Source organism: Filimonas effusa (assembly GCF_004118675.1).
In the GTDB taxonomy this organism is placed as follows: domain Bacteria; phylum Bacteroidota; class Bacteroidia; order Chitinophagales; family Chitinophagaceae; genus Filimonas; species Filimonas effusa.
Window position 1 is genome coordinate 1,293,906 of record NZ_SDHZ01000002.1, and the last position, 24,628, is coordinate 1,318,533.

The following is a 24,628-nucleotide window of genomic DNA, read 5'->3' on the forward strand; positions in this document are numbered from 1 at the left end:
TTAACCGAAAGAATCATACCAACTTACAATATTTCGGCGAGAGTATCCTGCAGGTATTTTTGCTGTAGCTTCTCTTGCTCAATACGCCCGTTCACGGCTGCCAGTTTCTGATATGCCGCTCTTTCTGGCAGCGTCAGAAAAGGCAATAAACGATTTTGATAAACAGCAGGCTGTTTCAACATTTCCCGTTCATGAGCCAGTACTGCCTTTTCATCCATCAAGAGGCTTTGTACATGAGGATAGAGTTCTCTGAAATTGTTGAGCATCAGGAAGCCGTCTTCGTCCAGGTCGCCCCAATAGAACAGGCGAGTACGATTTAACAGGGGAATCTGGCGAAGCAGGGACAAGGCTTTCCCCCATCCACAAACAGCCAGCATGCCGCTGGTTTGGGGCAGAAGATATAAATTTGTTTCATTTTCGACGACACAGACAGCATCCAGTTCCCAGGACAATTTTCGCATACCATCGGGGCTTAGGCCCAATACTTCCATGCCGTGGGTGTACATCTCAGCCAATGTGGGATCCAGCCATCTTGCCGGGTACAAAAAAGGCTTTTGAGCCATTCCGAATGCGGCTTCCAAGCTTATTGCAGGCAAAGAAACCGTTTCGGGTAGCAGGTGCTTTAAGATAGAAAGTAGTACAGGTTCGTGGGTTTTTATAAACTTGGTATGTACAGCAACAGGCAAGCTCCTGAGGTATTGCCCCTTTACATCGTGATTTAACAGAAATGTAAGCACTTCTTTCAGGCCGTTCCATTCGGGTTGCAGTTCGAGCACACGGCGGGGCTGAGCAGCGAGCCATACACGAAGACGATCATCCCACTGCAAGATTTCTTTTAGCTGCGTCCTGAACAGATCCAGTTCATTTGTTTTATCCAAAAGTGCAACCAAATCATCTTCGGTTTGAACCGTTAACCTTGCGGGCCATTTTTGTTTGCCCAATTTTTTACTATTCCAGTCTTCCCAATCAATTAGCCAACCCTGGATGCTGCCGCTTTTTTCATGCGCCTGGAATAGCCGTATCCGTTCATGCAATTCTTTTGTAGTTTCAGGCCGCTTTTTCCCACCAAACAATATAATTACCTCAAAAGGCTGTTCCATTATCAGGCGTCTCAAGTGAGACTGGTAATGCTTCTCCAATTGCGATATATATTGATCTATCAACATCAGGCGGCATTTTCATCTATCTTTTCCTTTAGTTCTTTCATAGTCATGTTATACATTTCACTGTGACGGTTGTTGATACGCTGCGCCAGGTGCACGTGTGCTATAAAGTCCTGAACGATCTGGATTTTGTCGCTTGGCGTTACTACCAGCAGTTGCAGATGCAGTTGTTTACACAGTTCCATGAGGTAGGTTGCTTTTTCTTCGTCCTGGTTGCTAAAGCTTTCATCCACGGCGATGAACCTGAGGCTTTTGCTATTGCTTCCTTCGCGGGTAATACCGAACTGGTAGGCGATGGCACTACAAAGGATGGTATAGGTAAGCTGCGCTTTTTCGCCACCGGAGAGCTGGCCCATCTGGCGGTAAGTTTTTTTCAACTCATCTGTATTGCGGAACTTTTCATCGGCCCAAAATTCAAACCAATTGCGCACATCAAGCACTTTCGCGCGGTAGGCTTCGCTTTCGTCGAGGCTGGCGATGAGGGGTTGCACTTTACTACGGAAGTGAAATGCTTTTTCATCAAAGCTGTTCTGCTGCCAGTTTGCTGCCTGCGGCAATGCTTCGAGGAGTTTGTACTTAAATTCCTTTACAGTTGTATCATTTACCGGGCGACGTCCCAGCTGGATATAGGTATCGGGGAGACGGTTAAAATTGATGGCGCTCAGAGAACGGTTTAGCTTGTCGACGCTGCCGGTAATATTTCTTTCCCAGCTTTCGAGCTCTTCGTTCAACTCGCCCATTTTGTACACCATCGTTTCATGGAGGTAGCGTTCAAAGTCTTTTTTGAAGCGGGGCAGGTTTTCCGATTCGAGTTTATCGAGCCATTCGATGTATTCGATGGTATAGGCGGCGTCGTCGGGCAGTTGCTGCACATCGCCTATCCAGTCGGGAAAACGCTGCTGGATATCAGTAGATGGGCTTTTGATACGGTTGATACTTTTATTCAATTGCGTTTCTTCCCTGTGTACAGTCTCGTTCAACCTATCAATACCAGCTTCTACCTGTTGCTTTATTTTCTGGTAAATCTGGCTGATATTATCCAGCGCAAGGCTGGCTGTTTGCTCTGCGTAGCGCTGTTGAAAAGAGAGCAATTTATCTTTATCCTCCTCTTGTAACAGTTGCAGCATTACCTGAAGTCCGTTCAATTCGGATTGCCATTGTTCTACCTTCATTTCCTCGAACCCTTGTGCTTTTGTAAGCCCGGCACGCTCCAGCTCCGAAGCGTTACGCTTCTCCTGAATTTCTTCAAGCTGCCTGGTCAATGCTTTGAGCTGATTATTGCTCTGGCTCAAGGATTTTGCCTGTTCTTCAATGTTATGAACAGCGCGTTGCAAGGCTGCAACGTCTATTGTAATGAAGCCGCTATGCTGATCGATATTATTCATGGCTACCATTTCCTTATCAAGTCGTTCCTTTTTGCGTTTACAACGCTGTAAGGTTTCTTCAGCCAAGGCAATGGCATCGGCAAGCTGGTTTCTTTTATGTATAAGGGATTCTTTCTTTCGTTCATTATTCCAGCCCATTACATAGCTTCCCGCATCGTTCCTCTCGGGACGGTCGTCTTTTTCATGGCGATCCCGGTTTTTGATAAGTCCGTTAAGGGTGATTGCTTTATCGTAACGATCCAGGGCCTTTTCATCTTCCAGGCAAATATGCTCGAACTGGCGAATCAGTTGTTGTTCCACCCACCCGGTAAGCGGGTGTTCGGGATGGAAGTCCAGTTTATGGAATACAGTATCTTCTTCGGCATACTGGTGCAGGGCTATGTCGGCAACATGATAATAGACAAGACGGGCTCTGAGATTAGTATTGTTGACGAACCTGTTTACCTTTTTATAATGCCTGGTAGGGATTAACAAGCGCAAGGCGAATCCATGCAGCAGTTTTTCCAATGCGGGCTGCCAGGCCATTTCTTCTGCTTTCACCTGCATGAGTTCGCCCGCGAAGGGTAATTCGTCGGGATCAATTTTCAATGCATCGCATACCTCTCTTCGCAGACGGATCAGGTTACCGGGTATATTGTTCTTTGTGTGAAGCAAGAGGTTAAGTTCCGCTTCTATCCGCTCCTTTTCCCTGGCGCTATTGATGGATATGTTTCTACTGTCAAAATCATCGTCACTGTTGAGTCTGCTTTCTCTTTCTATACGTAAACCAGCTTTATGCGCTTCGGCTTTGATACGTTTATAACTTGCTTCATCTACCGCATTCACTTCATTAATGCGCAAAGTATTGCACCAATCGGAGAAAAGAGTAAGATGTTTTTCAGCCAGCAGCAATCGTCCCTTTGTTTCCTCCAGCTCTTTTTCCAATTGCTGTAACCGTTGTCCTGCTTTATTTTGTTCTACCTGATTACGGGTTTGGCGCTCTTGCTCAATGAGATTATCTATTTGCGTTTTTGAGGCATCAATCTTTTGTTGCAGCTCATTAAGCAGGCGACGGGATTCACTTACTGCTTCCTGCAGCAGGTGGTGTTTGGTATAGCTATGCCAGATGGCGGCTATTTCATTTTCCTGCTTCAGCTGCTGCAGTTGCTGCAGGTTTTGCTGGAAGCTGTTATAAAGTGTACCCAAAGGCTGTAGTAGCGCTATCTGCTGTTCTACCTTTTCGATATTACGCTGGGCTTCGAGGAGGGTACCCAGGTGTTTTTTCAGATCGAGGAACTGCTCTTCCATATTACGTGGTTCGAGCATGTGCGTTCTGATAAACTCGTCCAGATTACCAAGCACTTTGATGCCGACAGTCTGGTTGAAGAGACTAAGCGCCTGCAGGCTTTGCATACCCAGTACTTCTGTAAGCCTTTGTGCATAGGCTCCTGCGGCAGAGAACCATTCTACCTGTTTACGGGAGCCTTTGTTATACTGCTGATCTATTCTTTTCTTCCAGGCACCACTAAGATCAAAGGGTTTGAAGTCGTCCTCGATACGAAGCGCTTTGTGGGCTACTGCGAAAACCCTTTTCATTTCACCATTTGTGAAATAGCGTACCTGGAACAATGTTACCAGCTGCTGGGCTTCATTGGCAAAGTGTGCCAGCAGGATGCTGTAAGCTTCATCCTTGTTTTCGCGCAGGTAGAGGGTTTTGGTAGTGTTGGTGCTTTCGCTGTTCACAGTACCATAGCCACCGAGCACATAGGTTTCTTCGGTACGATCGCCTTTTTTTTCACTTCCCGAGGACTGGTTGTAGAAGCGGTATTTCTTTTCCGGAACGATCAAGGTAAGCAGGGCATCTACAAAAGTAGTTTTGCCGCTACCGTTGGAGCCGGTAAGTAATGAGGTTTCGCCACCAGGCCGGATGCTGTGGATCACTTCGTCGAAAGTGCCCCAGTTAAACACCTCCATATATTGAAGCCGAAAGCCTGATTTATGACTGTCGGTGCTGAATACGTTTAGTTGCATGCTCGCTTAGTTGTTGCTTAAACTGATCTAATACTTCGCCATCGACCCTGGCTTTGATGATCTTTTTGATGCGAAACTTCTGTTCGTCGGCGAGATCGTTGTTCTCTATCCTGTCGAGGAAGCCGTTTTCTTCGGCGCGATCAATTAACCTGTCGAGTTCTTTTATGAATTTAACGCGGCTGGCATTTTCTTTAAAAAAGAGTTCGGCGTATTCTTTTATCTCGCGGCGCTTTTTTATAAGCTCCCTGTTGGTCACCTCTCCTACTTCAAACTCTGCCATCATATCGCGAAGCAATACCAGCAAGACACTTTCGTCGTAAGTAAGGGGGCGGCGCTGCATCCAGCTTACACCGGCCTCCTCTTCTTCGGCCGTGGTATGCCGGAGGTAAGCATAACCATCTTCTTCATCCAATACCAGGGTAAGGCCCAACTGGCGAACAAAAGAAGAGAGTTCTATCTTGTACTGAAGCAGTTTTTCCCAGGTGGATTTTTCCACATATTCTACGGGGCCTTTCAGCAGTTTGATGAAGACCGGTGTATAGGGTATTATCTTATCCGGAATATTCATATCAAGTAATAGTATCTTTAATAATGAAAGGTGCGCTTATTTACTAAATAACAGATAAGGCACTTCCAGGAATTTTGTTTGCTCTTTGTTTACAGGGATATGTTCAGAGATGTTTTTCATGATCTGAACCCTGCTACCCTTATCGCGCAGGAAACTATAATAAGCCACGATTTCGGCTACGCCGTTTTCGAGGCCTGTTTTTTCAATGATCTCTTTCAGGGTAGCAGTTTGCTGTTGTTTCAATACCGTTTCTACCTGGGACCAAAGTTTTTTCTTATCTACAAAGCTGGTATTAAGGAGGCGGTTAAAACGCTCCATATCACCTATCTTTTCTTCACTGGCCAGGGGTTGTTTCACGGCGCCTGTTGCCTTCTTTTGTTCTGTGGTCAGTTTCCTGTCCATTACCAGCCTGATCTCCGCCGGCTGCTCTATACTTATGCCGCAGGGAACAGGATCTTCATCGTCCATGAGTTCAAAGACCAGTTCTTTGATGTTACTGATCTGCTGGCGCAAGCGGCGGTGATAGGCAATTTCTTTTTCGGTGATGATGCGGCTGAGCTTTTCGGCCATTTTGTCGTTGGCATCATATACAGAGCGTCCCTGCTGCAGCAACAGGGATTTAATATTCTGAAGGAAATGAAGATCGGCCGGAATTTCTCTTTCTTCAAGCAATTGGACCAGTTCACCTGTAAGGTTACGCCAGTCTTCCTGTCCTGCCCGGGAGATAAGGAAATCCCAGAAAGCATAGAAGCTTTTACCCTGGTCGCTGGTACGCAGTGCATCGTACGATTCGAAGGCGTAGCCGAGGATAGCGCCTTTGTTGAGTTCGGCGCGGGTATGTTGTTCTACGATGTTCCGGTGGATCTGTTTGAAGTTATCTTCCACTTCCCTGAAGTCGCTGACAAGTTCATAGCAAAGGCGGGTGAAGAGTTCGAGACGTTCCTGCACCTGGGCATTACTGTAAACCTCTACAGGAGCGCCGAGTTCAAGCGCCTTAATTTCCTTATCGATTTCAGCGCGTTTATTTTTCAGTTCTTCGAGGCGGCGTACACGGTCGTCCTCCGTTTTCTCGACCATATCGCGGAGGGAGGAAAAGAGGATCTTAAAGCGGCTTTCCGTACCTACAAACTGCCGTTTCTGTAAGGATTGGAGCCATTGGAAGACCTTTTCGGCGTGGGATGACAACTGGTAAATAACCTCTCCATCGGGGCCGGGAAGGTCCTGGAGCAGGCGTTTCTGGACCCAGTTAAGCAGGTATTTGCGTGCGCGGCTTTCTTCGTCTTCGCCGAACTCGATGCGGGCTTCCTCGATATCTTCGGTGCCTTCGGCATGGAGGCTCAACGCTTCGGCGAGCAGGTTTATCAATTGCGGTTCCTGGATGGAAAAGAGGTTACCTTCCTTAAAAACCTGGTAAAGAAAGGGCAGCACCCAGTGTGCATTACGCATGCGAAGCATTTGCACAGCGGGTGCGGTTTCAATAGTAAAAGCGATATCAGTCCCTGCCATAAGTTTACAAGCTACGGAAAAAGGGGAATGAAGATAGGCAGATTTCCGATTAGCGCACAAAGATCCAGCAGAAGAGCAGGAAAAAGGGCAACTCAACTACCAAACCGCAAAGGAGACCTGCGAAGGCGGGATAGCTGTTTTTAAGCGAGCCAGTCCTTTTCAGCAGCAGGAAAAAAGCGGCAAGTCCTATAAAAGCAGGAATTATCACAAAGCTGTGTGTAAGGCCATAACTCATCCACCAGATATAAACCGAGGAATAGAAAGAAGCAGCAAAAGGAGGATTGCCGGCCCATTGAAACGGATCCAGATGAAAGATAGCCCCCGTTTGAGCAACAGCAAAAACAAGATATTGGCCAAGTGCTGCGATGAGCGCTATAAACAGGAATTCACCCCATTTATACCTGCGGCTCCATTTCCAGAACAAAGCGATCATTAATAATGGTAGTGCTACAGACAGACCAAAAACAATAAGCAGCGATATGTCGGGCCACGTAAAGCTAAAAGGTTGGCTTTTACAGGGGGTAACATATCCGCAGACAGGGAGACGGAGGTGCCAACCAGTTAACCAGTTTGTAAGAATTATAGCACAAAGGTTAAGGATAACAAAAAGCGGAAAGCTGAAGAAGGCGGCCCAGAAGGCGGGTTGTTTAAGGTATAGTTTTTTCATTTTTCAATACTATCTTCTTTCGAAAAGCAGCTATTGACCGTCTGTGGAGTTTAACAAAGGATAATGGGGGTAAACCATGAGATAAATCAGTTTCTATAACTGGAAATGAATATAGCTTTGCATTATGACGGCTGCTGGTTATACAGCAGTTCTTATTACGACTTCGTAGCTCAGTTGGTAGAGCAACAGACTCTTAATCTGTGGGTCCTGAGTTCGAGCCTCAGCGGGGTCACAAAAACGACAACAGGCATCAAATATATGATGCCTGTTGTCGTTTATTGCTATGAGCTTTCCAACAAAGCAATTTGGACTTTTAAACAAAATTGCTCAACGGCATCTTGTTTCAACTTTGTGTTATAAAAATTGAGACAAGATGAAAACGATAGACAAGATCTATATTAACGGCGCATTTGTAACGCCACATGGCACGGAGCAGTTTACGCTTATTAACCCTACCAATAATACAGTACTTGGGCAGGTTGTGTTAGGTGATGAAGTTGACGTTAATGCCGCTGTAGCCGCTGCAAAAGCGGCTTTTACTACGTTTTCGCAGACGAGTACTGCGGAGAGAATTGAATACTTACAGGCCCTATATGATGCTGTTGCAAAGCGAAGGGATGAGCTAGTATCGGTAATGGTGGAGGAATATGGCGGAACGCTGGCTTTTTGCCGGAGGAGTGTTGCCAACACGCTTGAAAGCTTCCGGTCGAATATAGCTGTCTTACAGCATTTCCAGTTTGAAAGAATAGTGGGCAGCTCAAGGGTAGTGCTTACGCCTGCAGGGATAGCGGGGATCATTACACCATGGAATGCGAGCAACAGTTTTATTTGCGGCAAGCTGAGCACGGCTATTGCGGCGGGCTGCACAGCAGTGATAAAACCGAGCGAGATGAGTGCCTTACAAACGCAGGTGATCATGGAGTGTTTGCATGAGGCAGGGTTGCCTGCAGGGGTATTCAACATTGTGAATGGCACCGGATCGGTAGTGGGAGCGGCCATAACGCAGCATCCTGATATCGCCAAGATATCCTTTACCGGTTCTACAGCAGTTGGCAAGAGCATAGCACGTGGAGCGGCCGAGACCATGAAACGCGTGACGCTAGAGCTTGGGGGTAAATCGCCTAATATTATCCTGGATGATGCAGACCTGGAAAGCGCTATTCCAAAGATTATTGCTGCCGCCTTTATGAACAGCGGGCAGGCTTGTATAGCAGGCACAAGATTGTTAGTTCCTGAAAGCAAACAAGACGAAATAAAAGAACTTATAAAGCAAGCTGTAGCACAGGTAGCTGTTGGCAACCCAGGAGAGGAAGGTACTGCTATAGGCCCCATGGTTAGTATAAAGCAATACGAGCGGGTACAGCATTATATTCAGCTGGGATTAACAGAAGGCGCCGAGTTAGTTACAGGAGGTACCGGTCATCCAGAGGGACTTGAAGCGGGGAACTTTGTAAAGCCGACCGTTTTTGCCAATGTAAATAATAATATGCGTATTGCGAGAGAAGAGATCTTCGGGCCGGTTCTATCCATCATTTCTTATGATACAGAAGAAGAAGCTATCAATATCGCAAATGACACCGATTATGGTTTGCAGGCGTATATCAATACAACCGATGTGCAACGCGGGCGCCGGGTAGCGAATCGTATCAATGCCGGCAGGGTTTTAATCAACGAACTGAAACATGACCCTATGGCTCCTTTTGGCGGATTCAAGCAATCGGGAATAGGCCGGGAATTTGGGGTGTACGGGCTGGAATCGTACCTGGAGCCGAAGGCAGTTATTGAATAATAAGTCCGGCGCTTAAAGTAGCTGCAGGTATTAGTACATTTGAAACAGCAATAGTTATATGAGCATAGAGACCACCAGACTTCCCATCCGTTTCTCCTGTTATTTTACGAGGAGCAGGTCCGGGGAGCAGTTTGTTCCTGAACATACAATCGGATATGTAGTGTCGGGGAAACTGGAAGTAAATGACGGAACAGAAGCTGTTTCCTTTCGGGAAGGGGACTTGTATTTCTGCCGCAGGAACCGGCTGGGGAAGTACACGAAACATCCCGGAGAAAGCGGAGAATTCCGGTCTATCTCTATTTTCTTTGAGCAGGGCACCCTGCGTAATTTCAGCATGAACTATGGTTATACGTCAGGAGGCATGACCGCGGGAAAATCGTTTCAACATTTACCTGCGCCTTCGGTATTAAGTCATTATATGGAATCGCTTAAGGTTTATGAATCGCTGCTAAAAGAGCAGGGGAAGGGAGAATTGCTGCTGGTAAAGCAACATGAAGCGTTGTTGCTATTGTTGCAATTAAAGCCGGAAGTGAAAGATATTCTCTTTGACTTTTCGGTACCGGGCAAGATAGACCTCGAAGCTTTTATGGTGCGCAACTATCATTTCAATGTAGATCTGAAGCGGTTCGCCTATCTTACAGGAAGGAGCCTGTCGACCTTTAAGCGTGATTTTGAGAAGGTATTTCATCTTACGCCCAGCCGCTGGCTATTACAGCGGAGATTACAGGAAGCGCACTATCTTATAAAAGAGCAGAAGAAAGCTGCATCGGATATTTATCTTGACCTGGGATTTGAAGACCTTTCGCACTTTTCGTATGCCTTTAAGAAGCAGTATGGTATTGCGCCTTCCTTTGTTTAACTACAGCTTTTTCTGCGACCGGCGTTACCAGGACATTGCCAAGTGACCGGCGTTAATCAATTACTGTTCAAAGCGTGCTACCCTGGGATCATTCATTAGCGTAGTGGCCAATTTCCGGTGTTTTTTTTCGTGTCCCTGTACTTCCCATACCAACAAAAGCTTCTCTGAAGTTTTCAGCTGTTTGAGCAATTTAAATTTCATTTGACCGGAGCTGATCAACTGTTCAAAATAATCGAGGGCGTCGGGAGCATAGTTGCATTCAAGCGAATAGACTCTTACCTGGTTGAGTTTATCGATCACATTCTCCCAGGAATGAAGAATCGCCAGCACTGCCAGGATAAGAAGGCTGGCACCTGCTGCCGCCATATAATAACCACCACCAATACCCATACCTACTGCCGCAACAGACCATATTGTTGCGGCGGTAGTAATACCCTGCACTTTATTATTATTTTCTTTAAAAATAACGCCAGCGCCCAGGAAGCCGATACCTGTTACAATATTGGCAGCAATTCTATCGGGGTTATTTCCCCCTCCAATCAATAAAGACATTATAGTAAAGAAACATGATCCCATAGAGATCATTATCATTGTTCTAAATCCTGCGGATTTACTGCGATATTCTCTTTCCGCTCCTACAATTCCACCCCACAGGGCTGCCAGGAGGAGTCGTAATGCTATTTCGTAGTCCATAAATAAATATAGGGAATAGATGGCAGATGCATTTTATGAGTTGTTGATGACCGGAAGCGGCTTTGTCAGGTATCGAGCCATTGTTTAAAGTCTTCGGCTCTTTCTTCACTTACTACGATTTCAACATTTTCCGGCGGCGGCGGGGAAAGCACCACTTTTACGCGGTTACGGGGAAGTTTATGCATTTCCTTTATAGCTTTCACCTGGATGATAAATTTCCTGTTGATGCGAAAGAACAATTCCGGATTGAGCTGGGGCTCAAGACTCGCGATCGTTTCTTCAATGATATAATGCTGCTGATCTTTTGTGATCATGAAGAGGTATTTATCGGACGCCATGAAATACGCTACTTCTTCCAGTGCTATTGTTTTGATGATGCGGCCAATTTTTACGAGGAACCGGTTCCGAAGACGGATAGCAGGTGTGCCAGAGAAGGGTGCAGGGGATGTTAGAGCAGCCTGTTCAGCAGGCGATGCGTCTGGATGGCGGGACGACTGGACTGTATCCGTTGCCGTTGCGGACCGGCGGAGCATTTCCAGTTTATTGAGGGCTCCTCTTATATCAGCCTCATTAAAGGGTTTCAGCAGGTAGTCGATGCCCTGGTGTTTGAAGGCTTTAAGCGTATATTGATCGTAGGCTGTGGTAAAAATGACGGGGCATTCTATGGTGACGAGCTGAAAGATGCGGAAACTTTCGCCGTCGCCAAGGTGAATATCCATGAAAATGAGATCCGGGGTATTATTTGTAAGCCACGCGGCGGCGGCCTCTACTGTGCCAAGAATTGCGGCAACCTGAACTGCAGGATTAATACGCAGTAATGCATTTTGTAGCGTTACCGCCGCCAGGTCTTCATCCTCAACAATTAATACTTTCATTTTATCTCTGCTTGAGGCTAAAAGTAAAAAAAGAATATCAATTGGATGGGAAATGTGATTGGGGAAGAAGAAAGGCTGTACCTGTACCGGTACAGCCTTAAGAGCAACTGGGCGTATCTGCTCTTTTTATAAAATCATTGCAGGTTTGGATTGCTTGCCAGCGCATCTTTAGGGAAACGCAAGGTATACCTGGGGTCATTCTGTTTAAGCGTGAACTCTTCTCCGCCGGTGAAATGCGTTATTCCGGGCTGGCCATAACGGCGGAGATCGTACCAGCGGTGACCTTCAAGGGCCAGCTCTCTTTCTCTTTCGTTGAGGATCTCCTGCGCCAGCGCTTCATTGCCAAGAGTGCTGATGCGGGTAGCTTCTGTTTGATAGTAAGCAGGCTTCAGGCGTTTTGCTTTCAATGCCAGCAAGCTTTGCAGCGCCAGGGCTTTATTGTTTGCGTGGAGTGCAGCTTCGGCGCGGATGAGGTAAAGTTCTCCATTACGGAAAGTTATCTTCAGAGCGTTGTCGCCACCTTTCAGAGAAGCATAATCACCGCCGGACCTACTGAAATACAGCGGAAAGCGGAGGTCGTTTGTACGGTCATAGATCCCCAGCAGATGATCGGAGATCAGTGCTACTCCACGCAAGTTGAAGGCTTTTTCCAAAGACATGATATTCTCTACTGACTGATAGTGGCTGGGCAACCTGGAAGAAGCGTTAAGATCTTCGAGTTTATCGTTCAGCGTCAACGCCTGTTCAGTTGCCTGCAGCGCCTGTTCCCATTCGCCTCTGAATTCACGTACCCTCGCCAATAGCGCCCATGCGGCGCGTGTGGTAAAGCGATAGTTTTTACCTGTCTCGAAAGTTGCCACATTCAGCAGTTTCTGACCGTCTGCAATATCGGAGAGAATTTGCGTGTACACCTCTTCAACTGTTGAAGGAGCGTAGTTTTGCTCCAGGTCTATTTTCAGAGACATGGGGATACCTCTGTCTGAAGCTGCTGTGGCTTTATTGTATGGCTTGGCATAGAGGTTCAACAGTTCAAAATGACAATAGGCGCGTAATAAAAATGCCTCACCTTTGATCTGATCTGTTTCTGTGGTTTTACCGGCTTCGTTTTCTATTTCGGCAATTACATGGTTGGCATTAAAGATAACCGTATAGAACTGGACATACTGAAACTGGAAAGTTGCCGCATCGGGCGTTGCATCGTTCCAGGTGTAAATGCCTTTAGCGCTGGGATAGTCGGTAGCCCACTCATCGAGGACCGTTTCATCGGTACGTAAAGCCAGGAGAGACTTATGTTCGGGGAAGTGACCATAAGCGGAGGTTAACAGTCCCCTGAAATCTTCTGCAGTTTTCGGGATAACACGTCCAACCGGTTCTATATCCAGGTATTTTTTGCAGCTGCTTGCGGTAATAATAAGCAGGAGCGCTGTTGTAAGTTTTATGATTCTGTTCATTGTGTTCTAGTTAAAAGGTGGCATTTAAACCGAAAGAGATACTTCTTGTAACGGGCTGTGCATAGATGTCGCCATAAGTTTCGGGATCGAAGTATCCATCGTAATTGGTGCCGAATACAAAAGGATTCCTGCTTTCAACAGTAAGTTTAATGTTACCGGCTTTTACTTTGCGTGCAACGGAAGCGGGGAGATTATACCCGAGCCTGATGCTGTTGATACGTACGTAGCTGATCTTTTTCGCAAAGATGTCGAGCATCCTGTAGCTGTTGATAGGATCCTGGCTGTTCATCCAGGTATAGGCCATCCATCTTTCACCATTGTAGCTTTCTTTACCAAATGCAGGAGGCAGACTGCTGACAGACCTTGCATAGTTCTGACCGCGATCAACGGCAGCAGGATTATAGGAAGGCGCAGCCAGTTTCCATTGATCCAGTTTAAAGAGTGCGGAGATGGCAAGATCGAAACCACCCAAGCGGAAACGGTTGATCAAACCACCGGTAAATTTAGGATCCATGTCGCCGGCATAAGAGAACAGACTCTGGAACCCTGCGCGGTCGAGACGTGTATCCAGTAATTCTCCGGGGAAGATATCGGCATAAGGATCGTAGAGCTGATAGAAATCTTCGAGGCTGGTAACCCTGCCATTCTGAAGAAACTGAGGAATTCCGTTGGCATCGAGTCCTGCTGTTTTCAGCACAAACAATGCATTAATGGGATAACCTTCTTTTGAGGGCATAAAGTCGCTGGGCGCTGCTTTTTGCCTGATCATCCTGCTTTTATTGCGGGCGATGTTAAAGTCGGTTGACCATTGAAAGTTTTTGGTAACGATATTGTGTGTGGAGATACTCAGCTCAATGCCCTTGTTATTAATTCTTGCGAAGTTGGATTTGGTATTATTAAAACCATTTTCCAGCTGGAGCATTTCGGTACCAATTAAGTCCTTGCCATTCCTGTTATAATAGTCGGCAATTACCTGGATCCTGTTATTGAACAAGCCGAGGTCGAAGCCGACGTTAACCGTTGCTGTTTTTTCCCAGCGCAGTTTGTTATTGGGCGGGGTTGTAACGTTCACGCCGGTTTCGTTATTCCCGGGTAATACGTTAATCGGCTCATAAGAACCAACGATAAAGGGTGATGTATATTTATCGATATTACCCTGAAGACCGTAAGAGGCGCGGATGCGCAGGTTAGAGATTGCAGATGCCGATCTCAGGAAATCTTCTTCCCTGACGTTCCAGGCGCCAGAGATAGAGTAGATGGGCAGGTACTTATACTTAGGATCTACACCAAACAGATCGGAGCCATCGTAACGGATGCTACCGTAGGCGGTATATTTACGATCGTAGGTATATGATACCGTTGCATAGGCTGATGCGAAGGCATTTTCTGCAAATGTCTTCTGGTAAGGGCGAAAGCTTGAATAGGAGGCAAAATCACTGTTCGGGAAAACGATGGTTTGGTTGGTGAGGGTTTTCTCATTGTAACCAAAGCCTTTGGTTTGAAGGTCGGTATTCTTGTTCCTTCTCAATTCAGAGCCTACCATTACATCGATCTCATGTTTCTGGTTGATCACCTTATTGAACTCGAGCACATTTTTCCAGTTATACTGGAAGAAAGATGTGTTCTGATTCTGGATGGTGCCGCCTGCAGGCAGGAAATATTCATATTGCCTTGTAGCGGAATTATAATACCTGGTAGATTCTTTCAGTTTACGCAGGAAGTAAGAGTTTGTACCTGCGAATTTTTCTGCGCTTATTTCTTCGAACTGGAGGCCTAATTCGGAGCGTAGTTTAAGGCCGGGAAGGATTTTGTAATTAACGTTAAACAATCCTTTCAGGCTACCATTGCTGAGTTTATATTTTGTATTGTCACGCTCTTCCGTAATATTGAATGGGATGTATACGTCGCCTGTAAGGTTACCTGTACCCTGAATATCCTGATCATAAATGTAGTTACCGTTGGCATCCTTAACGGACAGGTAGGGGTTTACATTCCGGGAATAACGGGAAGGACTAGTAAATGCGTCGACCTCGGTGAGATAACTTTTACGATCGGATTTAGAGGCGAATAATGCTGCGCCGAAGCTCAGTTTGGAAGATATATTCACATCGGTTTTTAGGGTGATATTATACCTTTTTAGTCCTGTTCCTATCGTAGTACCTCTTTCGTCATAATAACCTGCGGAGAAATAATAGTTCGCCTGATCGTTGCCACCGGAGAGGTTAAGACCATATTGCTGGTTGGCAGGTGTTTGATAGATCTCTTTTCCCCAATCGGTATTGGTTAATTTAAGTGCATTGATCGCCTGTTGGGTGGCGCTGCTTAAACCCGCAAAGCCATTGGTTCTGAAGGTACCCAGTTCTCCTGCATTGTTAAGAATACGCGTAACGGCACCCTGGTTGGGTCTGTAGGTAAGTTCAGGATTTGCAGCAACGCCCAGTTCAAAATCTACTTTTTCAGCAGCATTCATGAGATTGAGCTTGTTAAAGTTTGGACGTTCGGCAATGAACGTATTGGCACTAAAGCTAATGGCTACCGGTCCTTTTTTACCCTTTTTGGTAGTTATTACAATTACACCGTTGGAGGCGCGGGCGCCATAGATAGCTGTTGCTGCAGCGTCTTTAAGAATGGTGATATCGGCGATATCGTCGGGGTTGATACCTGCGATGGGCAGGTTGCGCAGCTGGTCGATGTTGTCTTTATCGTAAATGACAGGCATATTGGTTCCTTCCAACGGGATACCATCGAGGACCCACAGCGGGTCCTGGGCAGTAAGAGAAGCGTTACCACGGATCCTGATCTGAGGAGCGCCGTTGGGGCCACCATTGAGGGTGGTAACGGATACGCCGGCGATCTGGCCTTCGAGCATCTGGTCTACGCCGGATACGCCTGTTTGCCTGATCTTATCGATTTCGATTTTAGCTGTAGCCGTAGTATTCTTACGTTTCGCGATGTTGGTATAACCGTTCACGATGACTTCGGAGAGGTTATTTTTTTCGGAAGCGAGCCTGATAGAGATATTCTTTTTATTCAGAATATTTACCAGGATGGTATTGTAACCCATAGAACTCACTTTCAGGTATGCAGTGCCTGCGGGCACTTTCAAGGTAAAGCGGCCGTTGACATCGGTCACTGCACCTATCACAGCGTTCTGGATGACATCGGGGCCAGCCTGTTCGCCAATAGGGGAGTTGTCGACAAATACGGATGCGCCGGGAACAGGTTTGCCGTTTTCTTCCGACAGTACCTGACCTGTAACAGTAGTCTGGTCCTGGCCAAAACCTGTAAAGGATGCGGCCAGCAGTAATAAAAACACTAGTAGTCGTCTGCTCATTTCTGCAAGATTATGATAGTTTAGGTTTAATCCATTGTTAAATGCTTCCTGATGCGTAGGATCAGGTCGAGGTAATGGTTTTGGGTTTCTTCGTTGCCTTGAGTTTTGCTTTTTTCTAAAATATTAAGTATCCTGACGAGTTCTCCCCTTTTTGCAGCGCTGACTGCCGAGGTTCTGGCCAGGGATGTGACATTAATGCTGCGGAGACTGTTTTCTGACTGGCGGAAAGCTCCCGGTGTGAGGTCACAGTGTTGAGGGAGATTTGGCGCCACTGCTCTTTTGTTGATCTTTTCGAGCAGTTTATCACTACTCACCATTAAGACATCGACATAGTTCTGTTGCGTTGTACGTTCATCGATGGAAAGAGAGCGGGCCTGCAGTGTGGGAGCGAAAGCAGCGTTGCGGATGGATTTAAGCAGCGTAGCCGCTGTGTACACCTTATCACTTCCATACACCGATTCCATCTCAAAGAGGCGAGCCAGACGGCTATCGCTCACGAGATTGTAGAACAGATCGTATTGTTTATTCCGTTTGATGCTGTAGGGGCCGTATTCGATAGATCCGACCGGAGAGGATTGTATGGCGAAGGTTTTAGCCAGCAAGTCCGGGGCAAACAGCCATTCAGGCAGTTTAAATGCCTGGTCTTTCAGGTAATTGAAAGCACGTTGCTGTATGGATTTGGGAACGGGAGTGTAGGCATTTTTGCCATCGCCTGCTACCGGGTTTTCGAGGTAGTAGCCACCAATATTAGACATGACGTGGTTTGCATAGGTTTCCCACTGCCCTATCGCGGCCATGTATAATTTACCTGCCTGCTCATAGGAGTCGCCGGGTTCGGCTGCCCATTGGGTAATTTGTGGCACCAGGCGGCGAAGGTTTTTCAAGCCATATTCGCTGGCCTTCATGGCGTCGTCACCAATATCTTCGGATTGAGCGCGGGGGTCGATGACATTCCTGCTATCCTGTTGTTCGCCGTAGTGATAGAGGGGATCGTTCTGATGTTTGGCGATCCATTTCTTTTGCAGCTCCCATTCTTTCCAGGGGTTGCTGTCGACACCACACCAGCGATATCCCCAGGCGATGGCATAGATATCATAAACACCTATGGAAGGCGTTATTTCCTTTATATTATCGCCGGGCTGCGCGACGTAGTTAAAACGGGCGTAGTCCATGATAGACGGAGCTGTACCGCCCATGCGGGAAGTAAATGCGGGAGAGCGCAGTGAATCTACGGGGTAGGCTGCCGAGGCACCCATATTGTGTTTGAGGCCAAGCGTATGTCCTATTTCGTGAGAGGAAACAAAGCGGATAGCCTGTCCCATTTGCTGTGTACTGAAGTTGTTTTTCCTGGCAGCGGAATCGATGATCCCGGTTTGAATGCGCATCCAATACTGAAGGGACGTCATTACGTTATGCCACCAGATGACATCAGATTCGAGGATCTCACCTGAGCGCGGATCTACTACTGCGGGGCCCATTGCATTGGATTTAGAGGATGCTGCGTAGGTTACAACAGAATAGCGAACATCATCTACATCGAAGTCTGCCGAGTCGGTCACCAGTTTTGCCTGGATGGCATTTTTGAAACCTGCTGCTTCGAAAGCTTTTTGCCAGTCGTTGATGCCCTGCATGATGAAAGGGCGCCACTGCGGGGGCGTAGAGGGATCGATATAAAAAATGATTGGTTTTTGTGGTTCTACGAGCTCACCTGCGAGGTAACGTTGCCGATCTTCCGCTTTAGGTTCGAGGCGCCACCGGGTGATGAGTTCGCGGGTTTCCACTTTCTGCTGGCTATCGGAGAAGTACCAGCGTGGTGTGGAGAAGAAGCCGACACGGTTATCACCGAAACGCGGACGCATGGGCTGCTCCGGCAGCAGGAGCAGGTTGGTTGTCACGGCAATACTGATGGGGTAAGCACTGCCTTCGCCTGTAAAAGAAGTACTCAGCAAGGAGCGGACTACCAGGTTCTGCGAAAATGCTTTTACCTGCTCTATACCCGACAATGCTGTTTTGGCACTTCCACCAATAGTTAGATCGTCAAAGACGTCGTTGAAGCTTTTTTCCGTTCCATCGAAAACTTTGTTGACCTTAATGACAACGGCTGAAGAATCCGGCGCCCAGGTTTCTATTTTAAAGTTTTCGATAACAGAGCCGATATAGTTATCACGAACGGAACTGGTGATGGCATCGCCTTCGGGTGATTCAACCTGGGGGTCGATTGTTTTCACCCAGACTGTTTTAGCCAATCTGTTTACGCTAAAGCGAACAACCTTGTTATTGTTATTCATGCCTTTGTTGACGCCCAATTCATTGACGGCCATTGGCACGGAGGAAATTTTATTTACAAGGAGGAAGTCTTTTTCGAGGAGACTTAACGGGATCTCGAAGTAGTAGTCATTTTCGACCTGGTGGACTTTGAAGATGCCGCTTTGTGTTTTTGCGTTTTTGAGAAGGGTCTGATAACTTTTCGGATTGCTTTGACTGGCGCTATCTTTCGGGTCCTGCTTTGCAGCAGCAACACTATCCTTTTGAATATTGCGGGAATGCTTACGCGATTTTTGTGCGAATATGCCTGAGAACGGAAGGCATATCAAAGCAGTTAACAATGGAGCCTTTTTCAAAATCATAACTCCAAAGAGATCGAATATTTGAAGATTATAGAAACGAAATGGAGTGAACCGGCTTATTCATTGGAGTGAAAGTGCATTTTAGAGGGGTGAGGGTTTAGGGGGAAGATGACGGATGGCAGATGGCGGATTATTGATAACGGGGTGGCTATTGAGTGGGGCGTTGGGATCGGGGGATGACCGGTAACAGGCATTTGTATGTGTTTTCTTCTACGCCGTGGAGGAACGGGAGACCTCCGAAGTGTTGATAAATGCTGCGGAGATAGTTCAGGCCTTGTTTGCCGGAATCCTGAACATCGTGACGGAGTTTCAGGGTATTGGCTACGACGATATAGGGACCTTCGCTATAGATGCGGATGTGAAGCGGGTTTTCTTTGGACAAGACATTGTGCTTTACAGCGTTTTCAATGAGACTTTGCAGGCTCATGAAAGGTAATTGTTGTGAACGATGCTGTGCAGCGATATCCATTTCAAGTGGTGCCAGCGCATTTCCAAACCTGATTTTTAAGAGGAAGAAGTACTCATTGGCCAATTCCATTTCATGTTCTACCGAGGTGAGTCCGCCGGAATAATCGTTGAGGACATAGCGGTAGACGTTTGAGAGCTTCATTACAAAAGACTGTGCGAGTTCGGGCGACTGTTCTATGAGGGCGTGGAGAGAGCTTAACGAGTTAAATAAAAAATGGGGGTTCATTTTTTCCTTCAGGGTATTCAACTGGAGGAGGGCATTGTGTTTTTGCTGGCGTTCGGCTTCGATGCTCAGAGACTGGGTTTTCACGAGGAGTTGTTGTTGTTGCAGCTCGGCCTGTTGTCTCAGCGTAAACTCTTTCTGCCAGCGGGTTTGCGCCCAGGCTATGAAGAACAAGACAATGCCGGCAGTGAACATGAAGAAAAGCAGGAGGTACTTTTCTATTTCGTTCACATCTTCTACAACAGCGAGGACGGGTGTGTCTACCACCAGGTTCCATTGCATACCTGCAATGTTCATGGGTGTATAGTAACGGACAACCGGAATTTGCAGGAAGGATGAGATCACTGTTTCGTATTGACTGACGCTGTCGCCGAGACGTTTTGCGGCGGCAGTAGGCTTTTCGTTTTCCGGCATTTTCTTTCCCACCAGTTTTTCATCGGGGTGGGTTATATAAATTCCATCCGGGCTGGTGATGAAGGCGTATGCGCGGCCGGTAGTGTCGACACTCCAGAGGTAGTGTTGCAGTTGAATAAGGTTGATATCGAGCCCTATTACCAGCGTTGATGCATCGGGGAGGCGGGAGGTGGTAGTCAGCATCCAATGGGTTGAGTCGTTATGAGTGACGAGGTTGGAATGGATGACAGGAGGCTGGTTAGGGGTCAAGGGGTTAGCGGTTGGTGGGGTTGCAGCTGGCCCTGTAAGTGCAGACGGGCTGGCAGCGGGTGGGGTTAAGGTAGCGGATGGTAACGGGAAGATGTTGGTCCAGTTACGGCGATAGGCTGTAAGTGGGAAGGATTCCCGGTCGCGGCCTTGTTTGCTGATGGTGTGAAATAATGTGTCTTTGTTATTTGTGAGGGCATACCAGCCGTTGGTAACGCCGGGGTGGCTGAGCAATATGGCTTCTATCAGCGGAATGTTTTGTATAAAATCCTGCCGGGAGTTTATTTGTTGGCGTACAGGCTCGAGGTCGTTCAGTCCTTTGAGAAATCCTTTGAATTCATTGCGGATGACGTCTGATTTCAGTTGGTACACTTTGGTTGCCATATCGATACTGATCTGCCTGGTTCGTTTACCGAACTGGACGGAGACGAAGAGGCCTATTGCAGAGAAGCAGAGAAACAGCAGCATAGCCGTTGCGATGAAGTACCGGGTTCTATAGATGGCTGCGGACATTGGGTAAAGATAGGGGAATAGATGGTAGATGGCGGATGGTAGGTTATGGGGGAGATTGGGGGGAGGGTGGGTTGAGGGAAGGAGCGATAAATTGGAGGATAGATTAGTGATTATTTTTTGGTGGGGAGCAGAGGGCATAGCGTGCACCGGCGCCTTTATGGCCTGTTGAGCGGATGATGTTGCAGTTTATAAGCTGTTGCAGATCGCGGGTGGCCGTTGATTTGGAGATATTGTTTAACTGCTGATATATGGCGTTGGACATCTGCTTTTTGCTGCGCATATATGCGATGGCGTTGAGTTGCCGCCCGTTGCAGCCAAGCGCTTCCAGTTGTGTTTGTGAGTAATAGCGCGGGGACCTGTTACTGAGCGTTTGAGGTTTGCCGGCCTGCATGTACTCGCGAATGAACTGAAGGCGGGTGTTATTGTAACCTTTCTTTTTGATCTTTGCAGCAGCAGCGGGGTCCTGAAGTGCTTTAGCAGCATATACAACCGCATCTGCAAAGCGCCTGCTATTCTGTTTTTGGCTGGTGCTTCTTGGGAAACGACTAGGTCTTGGCTTTTGTGTTATCACCGTTTTATCGGCGTAGTGTTTAGCGACTATGCGGCCAAGGCCTCCGCTAAGTCCTTCTGTTACAATGTTAGCTTTAACAATAGCCATAGGTTTGGGTTTAAGGTTTGCTACAATTTACGAAAACGAAACGAACTATACCTAATATTTGGGATGAACCAATTGAGCCAATTATTTTTGTTTGAGCCAATTATTCTGCATTATCTACGGTGGTTATTTATTTATAGAAAAGCGTAAATAAAGGAGACAGTTCGTCACTTTATGACTGTGATCCATTTCTGGATAAAAATAAATCGTTTTCTAAATCTCAGTAACGAAGAGCGTTTCAGGACATAGGGGGTTGAGACATTATTTAAGGAGCAGTTAAAGGCATTATTGTTGCTTTATATAAACAGCGCCTGTTGTTTTCATAAGACAGGGCTCATTTTCCCTCCTATTTTTGAGCCAATTCAATTATCATTCTTCGACGATCGTTCGAGGATCCTTCGAGAATTGTGCGAGGATTGTTCGATCACTCCGGCTTGAGTACGGCTTTAAAGCTCGTCGAGAGCAGCTTAGCAGAGATGAGAAATGAAACTTCATTTTTTTTAATGCGTGTTACCCCCTTTTAATCAACGGCGTTGTCTTTACTGAGGGGAAGATTATGTTGTGTGGCAGTTTACTTGTCTAACAGCCTGCAAACCAAGTGATCAATAGCAGTTTTACACTATAAAACTGCTATATACCTTGCGTGGTTTCAATAAAATCAGGCAATCCAGCTACTGTAAGCAAACTGGCACAGATGCCTTCCGCTTTACCGGAAATACAGCCGACAGGAGCTCACTGGGGTACCTACACCGCCAGCCAATCGCCAGCGTATGTACAGAACATAGGTTTGAATAATGCTAAAGTTCATGCAGAAGGAACAGAAATAAGGACAGCGGTTTACTCTACAACCGGAGAGATGAAATTAAGTACTAACATTGACCTTGCAGTATTTGAGATTGGAACTGAGTTTGGAGCCGGCTTTACTATAAGTTCTGCCGAAAACACATACAATCAATACAAACTAGACGGGGCGATGTCTGTACAATTATCATCGACCTATTACGAAGGAGAGCCGCCAATGTTTTACTTCACCAGTTCTTTAAAGTGTCTTCAGTGGGGTATATTAAGGAATTACTAGTTTAATATTTAATACTATGAATTTACCAACCATATTATTGATTGCCGGATGCCTGATATGCACTTCCTGTATAGATCAACAGAGAGGGCTTATGCATAAAGAAGGATACAGGTATATCAGCGGTCAAACTGTCAAAAGCGATCAGAACGGGAAGCTGAAAGAAGCACCCAAATGGCTTCCGACGCATCACATGACGGGTGAAGAAGCAGACTCAATGCTAATTCATGGAGATTTTGACAGCATCTTTGTTAAGATACCAGTAACGGCAGGAGGCATACCTAAAATGTACCGGAAGATCTTATTGAAGCCTGATAGCTGGAAGCCAAGACCCGCCTATGGCGCACTCAAATTTGCAGGAGTATATAGTACAGAAGCGCTCCCGGGATTCTTTATAGCTTTTTATTTTACAGAAAACAGGAGTGCTGTTTTACGAGTAGAGTATACCAGTCCCGGCTTTTTGGTAGGCGCCACTCTTTTTTCGAAAGACAGTACTAATTTTTTGAAAGAAGGGGGGATTTTCATTTTACCAGAGGCACTTAACAGGACATGAGCCTGCGGGGATAAGTTGTAACGTCCTAAAATAAGCAGACTATCAGAAAAAGATCCCGGCTACTTAAAGTGGCCGGGATCTTTTATTTATAAAGCTGCTCCGGCGTTTTTGTTTTTAGAGGGAGGAAGGCTAGTTGGTTTATGTTAAATTGCAAGCTCTTTCGTATTTAGAAAGGGAAGCGTTTAGCTGAAGTGTTCAGGCAAACATACTACCAGTGGACTTTAATGCTATTACACATATTGTATCGAGAATGAGGCGGCATTACCCTGTTTCGGATGCTGCTGTTGGTGCTTTAGCGGAGCGTTTGGAAGAAAGGATTTTTCCGCGGGGGCACCTGCTTACGCAGCCAGGTATCAGGGATCATTATGTGTACTTTATTGAGCGGGGATGTACCAGGACCTATTTTCCTGTAAATGGCAAGGATGTAACGAATTGGTTCAGCTGTGAAGGAGACATCACATTTTCTTCTACTTCTTTTTACCATAAGGCGCCTGCCTATGAATTCGTAGAAGTACTGGAAGACTCATGTATTTATTTGATAACCATAGAAAACCTTGAGCGGCTTTTTGACCAGGAGATAGATCTTGCCAATTGGTCGCGGGTATTACACCAGGAAGTGCTGCTTAAAATGCAGACTTTAAGACTGGACAGACTAATGCTTTCAGCAGGCGAACGTTATGAAAAGTTCTGCCAAGAGAATCCCTGTCTTCTCAAACGGGTTAACCTGGGTTATATTGCTTCTTATCTGGGCATCACACAACAATACTTAAGTAACCTGAGAGCGGGGAAGCGATTTTAAGACAGATGAAAATATTTCTACCGGAAGGACTTTAGCTTTGGGTATAAATACACGAAATGCAATCAGAAATAGAAAATTGTCTTGCGGGGCAACAATTCAATACCTCAGACCCCGAACTACAGGAGTTAATACATCGCGCCAGGCGCTTTACCAAAGAGTACAATGGTAGCGTTAGCACAGATACAGTTAGCCGGAAAAGAATACTATCGGAATTATTGGGCAGCATAGGAAGCAATGTAAATATTGATACACCATTCTATTGTGATTATGGCAAACATATTTCAATAGGCAATAATGTCATTATCAATATCAACTGTACGTTTGTTGACTGTAACAAGATAGAGATTGGCAATAATGTACTGATTGCGTCGAACGTGCAGATATATACAGCTACGCACCCTGTAGAAATGCAGGAGCGGCTGGTTGAGGGGTGGGTAGAGAACCCATCTGTGCCTTACTTCAGGACTTATGCGCTTCCTGTTAAGATAGAAGACAATGTTTGGATTGGTGGTGGCGTGATTATTTTACCAGGGGTTACTATAGGCAGGAATTCGGTGATAGGCGCGGGTAGTATTGTCACGAAATCTATTCCTGAAAACAGTCTGGCAGTTGGGAATCCTTGCCGTGTAGTACGCAAGATCAATCAATAACGCATTAAAACAGCCTTATTCGTCCTTTCTTGTACTGAAAGGACTAACGGATACTTAGAAAAGAGCTATTTTTTAAATAAAGAATGCCACACCGGGTTGGTGTGG

18 protein-coding genes and 1 tRNA gene are annotated in these 24,628 nt (G+C 46.3%); 7 read left to right on the forward strand and 12 right to left on the reverse strand.

Annotated elements, in window-relative coordinates; translation table 11 throughout:
* Positions 1-23: 23 nt before the first annotated feature.
* The 5 genes from ESB13_RS16460 to ESB13_RS16480 are packed head-to-tail and all read right to left on the reverse strand — an operon-like array spanning position 24 to position 7,065.
* On the reverse strand, positions 24-1,166 hold the full coding sequence (locus tag ESB13_RS16460; protein WP_129004722.1) for a Wadjet anti-phage system protein JetD domain-containing protein: 1,143 nt from the start codon (positions 1,164-1,166) through the stop codon (positions 24-26).
* Positions 1,166-4,558 carry an ATP-binding protein gene (locus tag ESB13_RS16465; protein WP_129004723.1) on the reverse strand — a complete coding sequence of 1,131 codons (3,393 nt, stop codon included), beginning with the start codon at positions 4,556-4,558 and terminating at the stop codon, positions 1,166-1,168. The genes ESB13_RS16460 and ESB13_RS16465 overlap by 1 nt, the downstream gene beginning before the upstream one ends.
* Complete coding sequence (locus ESB13_RS16470; RefSeq protein ID WP_129004724.1) at positions 4,524-5,126, reverse strand: DUF4194 domain-containing protein; 603 nt, start codon at positions 5,124-5,126, stop codon at positions 4,524-4,526. Before ESB13_RS16470 ends, ESB13_RS16465 begins: the two co-directional genes overlap by 35 nt.
* Positions 5,127-5,162: 36 nt before the next feature.
* Positions 5,163-6,632 (reverse strand): DUF3375 domain-containing protein, encoded by a 1,470-nt coding sequence (locus ESB13_RS16475; RefSeq protein ID WP_129004725.1) that lies wholly within the window; start codon positions 6,630-6,632, stop codon positions 5,163-5,165.
* 49 nt (positions 6,633-6,681) lie between these two features.
* A complete protein-coding gene (locus ESB13_RS16480) occupies positions 6,682-7,065 on the reverse strand; it encodes a hypothetical protein (RefSeq protein WP_129004726.1) in 384 nt (127 codons plus the stop codon).
* Between the two features lie 393 nt (positions 7,066-7,458).
* On the opposite strand from ESB13_RS16480, the gene ESB13_RS16485 reads away from it, so the two are divergent.
* The 3 genes from ESB13_RS16485 (at position 7,459) to ESB13_RS16495 (ending at position 9,947) form a co-directional block, all read left to right on the forward strand.
* Positions 7,459-7,531 (forward strand) — tRNA-Lys (locus ESB13_RS16485).
* Positions 7,532-7,672: 141 nt separating this feature from the next.
* Positions 7,673-9,088, forward strand: a complete 1,416-nt coding sequence (locus ESB13_RS16490) for an aldehyde dehydrogenase family protein (RefSeq protein WP_129004727.1) — start codon at positions 7,673-7,675, stop codon at positions 9,086-9,088.
* 58 nt (positions 9,089-9,146) lie between these two features.
* The gene (locus tag ESB13_RS16495) at positions 9,147-9,947 is read left to right on the forward strand and encodes a helix-turn-helix domain-containing protein (protein WP_129004728.1); all 801 of its coding nucleotides are present in this window, start codon (positions 9,147-9,149) and stop codon (positions 9,945-9,947) included.
* Positions 9,948-10,007: 60 nt separating this feature from the next.
* Here the strand turns inward: ESB13_RS16495 and ESB13_RS16500 are convergent, their stop codons facing one another.
* The 7 genes from ESB13_RS16500 to ESB13_RS16530 form a co-directional block, all read right to left on the reverse strand.
* A complete protein-coding gene (locus ESB13_RS16500) occupies positions 10,008-10,640 on the reverse strand; it encodes an MgtC/SapB family protein (RefSeq protein ID WP_129004729.1) in 633 nt (210 codons plus the stop codon).
* Positions 10,641-10,705: 65 nt separating this feature from the next.
* Positions 10,706-11,515 (reverse strand): LytR/AlgR family response regulator transcription factor, encoded by an 810-nt coding sequence (locus tag ESB13_RS16505; RefSeq protein WP_129004730.1) that lies wholly within the window; start codon positions 11,513-11,515, stop codon positions 10,706-10,708.
* A 134-nt stretch (positions 11,516-11,649) separates the two neighbouring features.
* A complete protein-coding gene (locus ESB13_RS16510; RefSeq protein ID WP_129004731.1) occupies positions 11,650-12,966 on the reverse strand; it encodes a RagB/SusD family nutrient uptake outer membrane protein in 1,317 nt (438 codons plus the stop codon).
* 10 nt (positions 12,967-12,976) lie between these two features.
* Positions 12,977-16,300: a SusC/RagA family TonB-linked outer membrane protein gene (locus ESB13_RS16515; protein WP_129004732.1), complete on the reverse strand. Its 3,324-nt coding sequence runs from the start codon at positions 16,298-16,300 to the stop codon at positions 12,977-12,979.
* Positions 16,301-16,326: 26 nt separating this feature from the next.
* Positions 16,327-18,927, reverse strand: a complete 2,601-nt coding sequence (locus ESB13_RS16520; protein ID WP_129004733.1) for a zinc-dependent metalloprotease — start codon at positions 18,925-18,927, stop codon at positions 16,327-16,329.
* Between the two features lie 148 nt (positions 18,928-19,075).
* On the reverse strand, positions 19,076-20,791 hold the full coding sequence (locus ESB13_RS16525) for a histidine kinase (RefSeq protein ID WP_164974244.1): 1,716 nt from the start codon (positions 20,789-20,791) through the stop codon (positions 19,076-19,078).
* A gap of 103 nt (positions 20,792-20,894) precedes the next feature.
* Positions 20,895-21,449 (reverse strand): hypothetical protein, encoded by a 555-nt coding sequence (locus tag ESB13_RS16530; protein ID WP_129004735.1) that lies wholly within the window; start codon positions 21,447-21,449, stop codon positions 20,895-20,897.
* Between the two features lie 640 nt (positions 21,450-22,089).
* On the opposite strand from ESB13_RS16530, the gene ESB13_RS16535 reads away from it, so the two are divergent.
* The 4 genes from ESB13_RS16535 (at position 22,090) to ESB13_RS16550 (ending at position 24,523) form a co-directional block, all read left to right on the forward strand.
* Positions 22,090-22,524 carry a hypothetical protein gene (locus tag ESB13_RS16535; protein WP_129004736.1) on the forward strand — a complete coding sequence of 145 codons (435 nt, stop codon included), beginning with the start codon at positions 22,090-22,092 and terminating at the stop codon, positions 22,522-22,524.
* A 16-nt stretch (positions 22,525-22,540) separates the two neighbouring features.
* The gene (locus ESB13_RS16540; RefSeq protein ID WP_129004737.1) at positions 22,541-23,074 is read left to right on the forward strand and encodes a hypothetical protein; all 534 of its coding nucleotides are present in this window, start codon (positions 22,541-22,543) and stop codon (positions 23,072-23,074) included.
* A gap of 250 nt (positions 23,075-23,324) precedes the next feature.
* Positions 23,325-23,873, forward strand: a complete 549-nt coding sequence (locus ESB13_RS16545; protein ID WP_220399691.1) for a Crp/Fnr family transcriptional regulator — start codon at positions 23,325-23,327, stop codon at positions 23,871-23,873.
* Between the two features lie 56 nt (positions 23,874-23,929).
* Positions 23,930-24,523 (forward strand): sugar O-acetyltransferase, encoded by a 594-nt coding sequence (locus ESB13_RS16550; protein WP_129004739.1) that lies wholly within the window; start codon positions 23,930-23,932, stop codon positions 24,521-24,523.
* Positions 24,524-24,628 lie beyond the last annotated feature (105 nt).

Excerpts from the sequence above, each read along its gene's own strand:
- ESB13_RS16460 (WP_129004722.1), bottom strand. The coding sequence starts at position 1,166 with ATGTTGATAGATCAATATATATCGCAATTGGAGAAGCATTACCAGTCT.
- ESB13_RS16465 (WP_129004723.1), bottom strand. The coding sequence starts at position 4,558 with ATGCAACTAAACGTATTCAGCACCGACAGTCATAAATCAGGCTTTCGG.
- ESB13_RS16470 (WP_129004724.1), bottom strand. The coding sequence starts at position 5,126 with ATGAATATTCCGGATAAGATAATACCCTATACACCGGTCTTCATCAAA.
- ESB13_RS16475 (WP_129004725.1), bottom strand. The coding sequence starts at position 6,632 with ATGGCAGGGACTGATATCGCTTTTACTATTGAAACCGCACCCGCTGTG.
- ESB13_RS16480 (WP_129004726.1), bottom strand. The coding sequence starts at position 7,065 with ATGATCGCTTTGTTCTGGAAATGGAGCCGCAGGTATAAATGGGGTGAA.
- ESB13_RS16490 (WP_129004727.1), top strand. The coding sequence starts at position 7,673 with ATGAAAACGATAGACAAGATCTATATTAACGGCGCATTTGTAACGCCA.
- ESB13_RS16495 (WP_129004728.1), top strand. The coding sequence starts at position 9,147 with ATGAGCATAGAGACCACCAGACTTCCCATCCGTTTCTCCTGTTATTTT.
- ESB13_RS16500 (WP_129004729.1), bottom strand. The coding sequence starts at position 10,640 with ATGGACTACGAAATAGCATTACGACTCCTCCTGGCAGCCCTGTGGGGT.
- ESB13_RS16505 (WP_129004730.1), bottom strand. The coding sequence starts at position 11,515 with ATGAAAGTATTAATTGTTGAGGATGAAGACCTGGCGGCGGTAACGCTA.
- ESB13_RS16510 (WP_129004731.1), bottom strand. The coding sequence starts at position 12,966 with ATGAACAGAATCATAAAACTTACAACAGCGCTCCTGCTTATTATTACC.
- ESB13_RS16515 (WP_129004732.1), bottom strand. The coding sequence starts at position 16,300 with ATGAGCAGACGACTACTAGTGTTTTTATTACTGCTGGCCGCATCCTTT.
- ESB13_RS16520 (WP_129004733.1), bottom strand. The coding sequence starts at position 18,927 with ATGATTTTGAAAAAGGCTCCATTGTTAACTGCTTTGATATGCCTTCCG.
- ESB13_RS16525 (WP_164974244.1), bottom strand. The coding sequence starts at position 20,791 with ATGTCCGCAGCCATCTATAGAACCCGGTACTTCATCGCAACGGCTATG.
- ESB13_RS16530 (WP_129004735.1), bottom strand. The coding sequence starts at position 21,449 with ATGGCTATTGTTAAAGCTAACATTGTAACAGAAGGACTTAGCGGAGGC.
- ESB13_RS16540 (WP_129004737.1), top strand. The coding sequence starts at position 22,541 with ATGAATTTACCAACCATATTATTGATTGCCGGATGCCTGATATGCACT.
- ESB13_RS16545 (WP_220399691.1), top strand. The coding sequence starts at position 23,325 with ATGAGGCGGCATTACCCTGTTTCGGATGCTGCTGTTGGTGCTTTAGCG.
- ESB13_RS16550 (WP_129004739.1), top strand. The coding sequence starts at position 23,930 with ATGCAATCAGAAATAGAAAATTGTCTTGCGGGGCAACAATTCAATACC.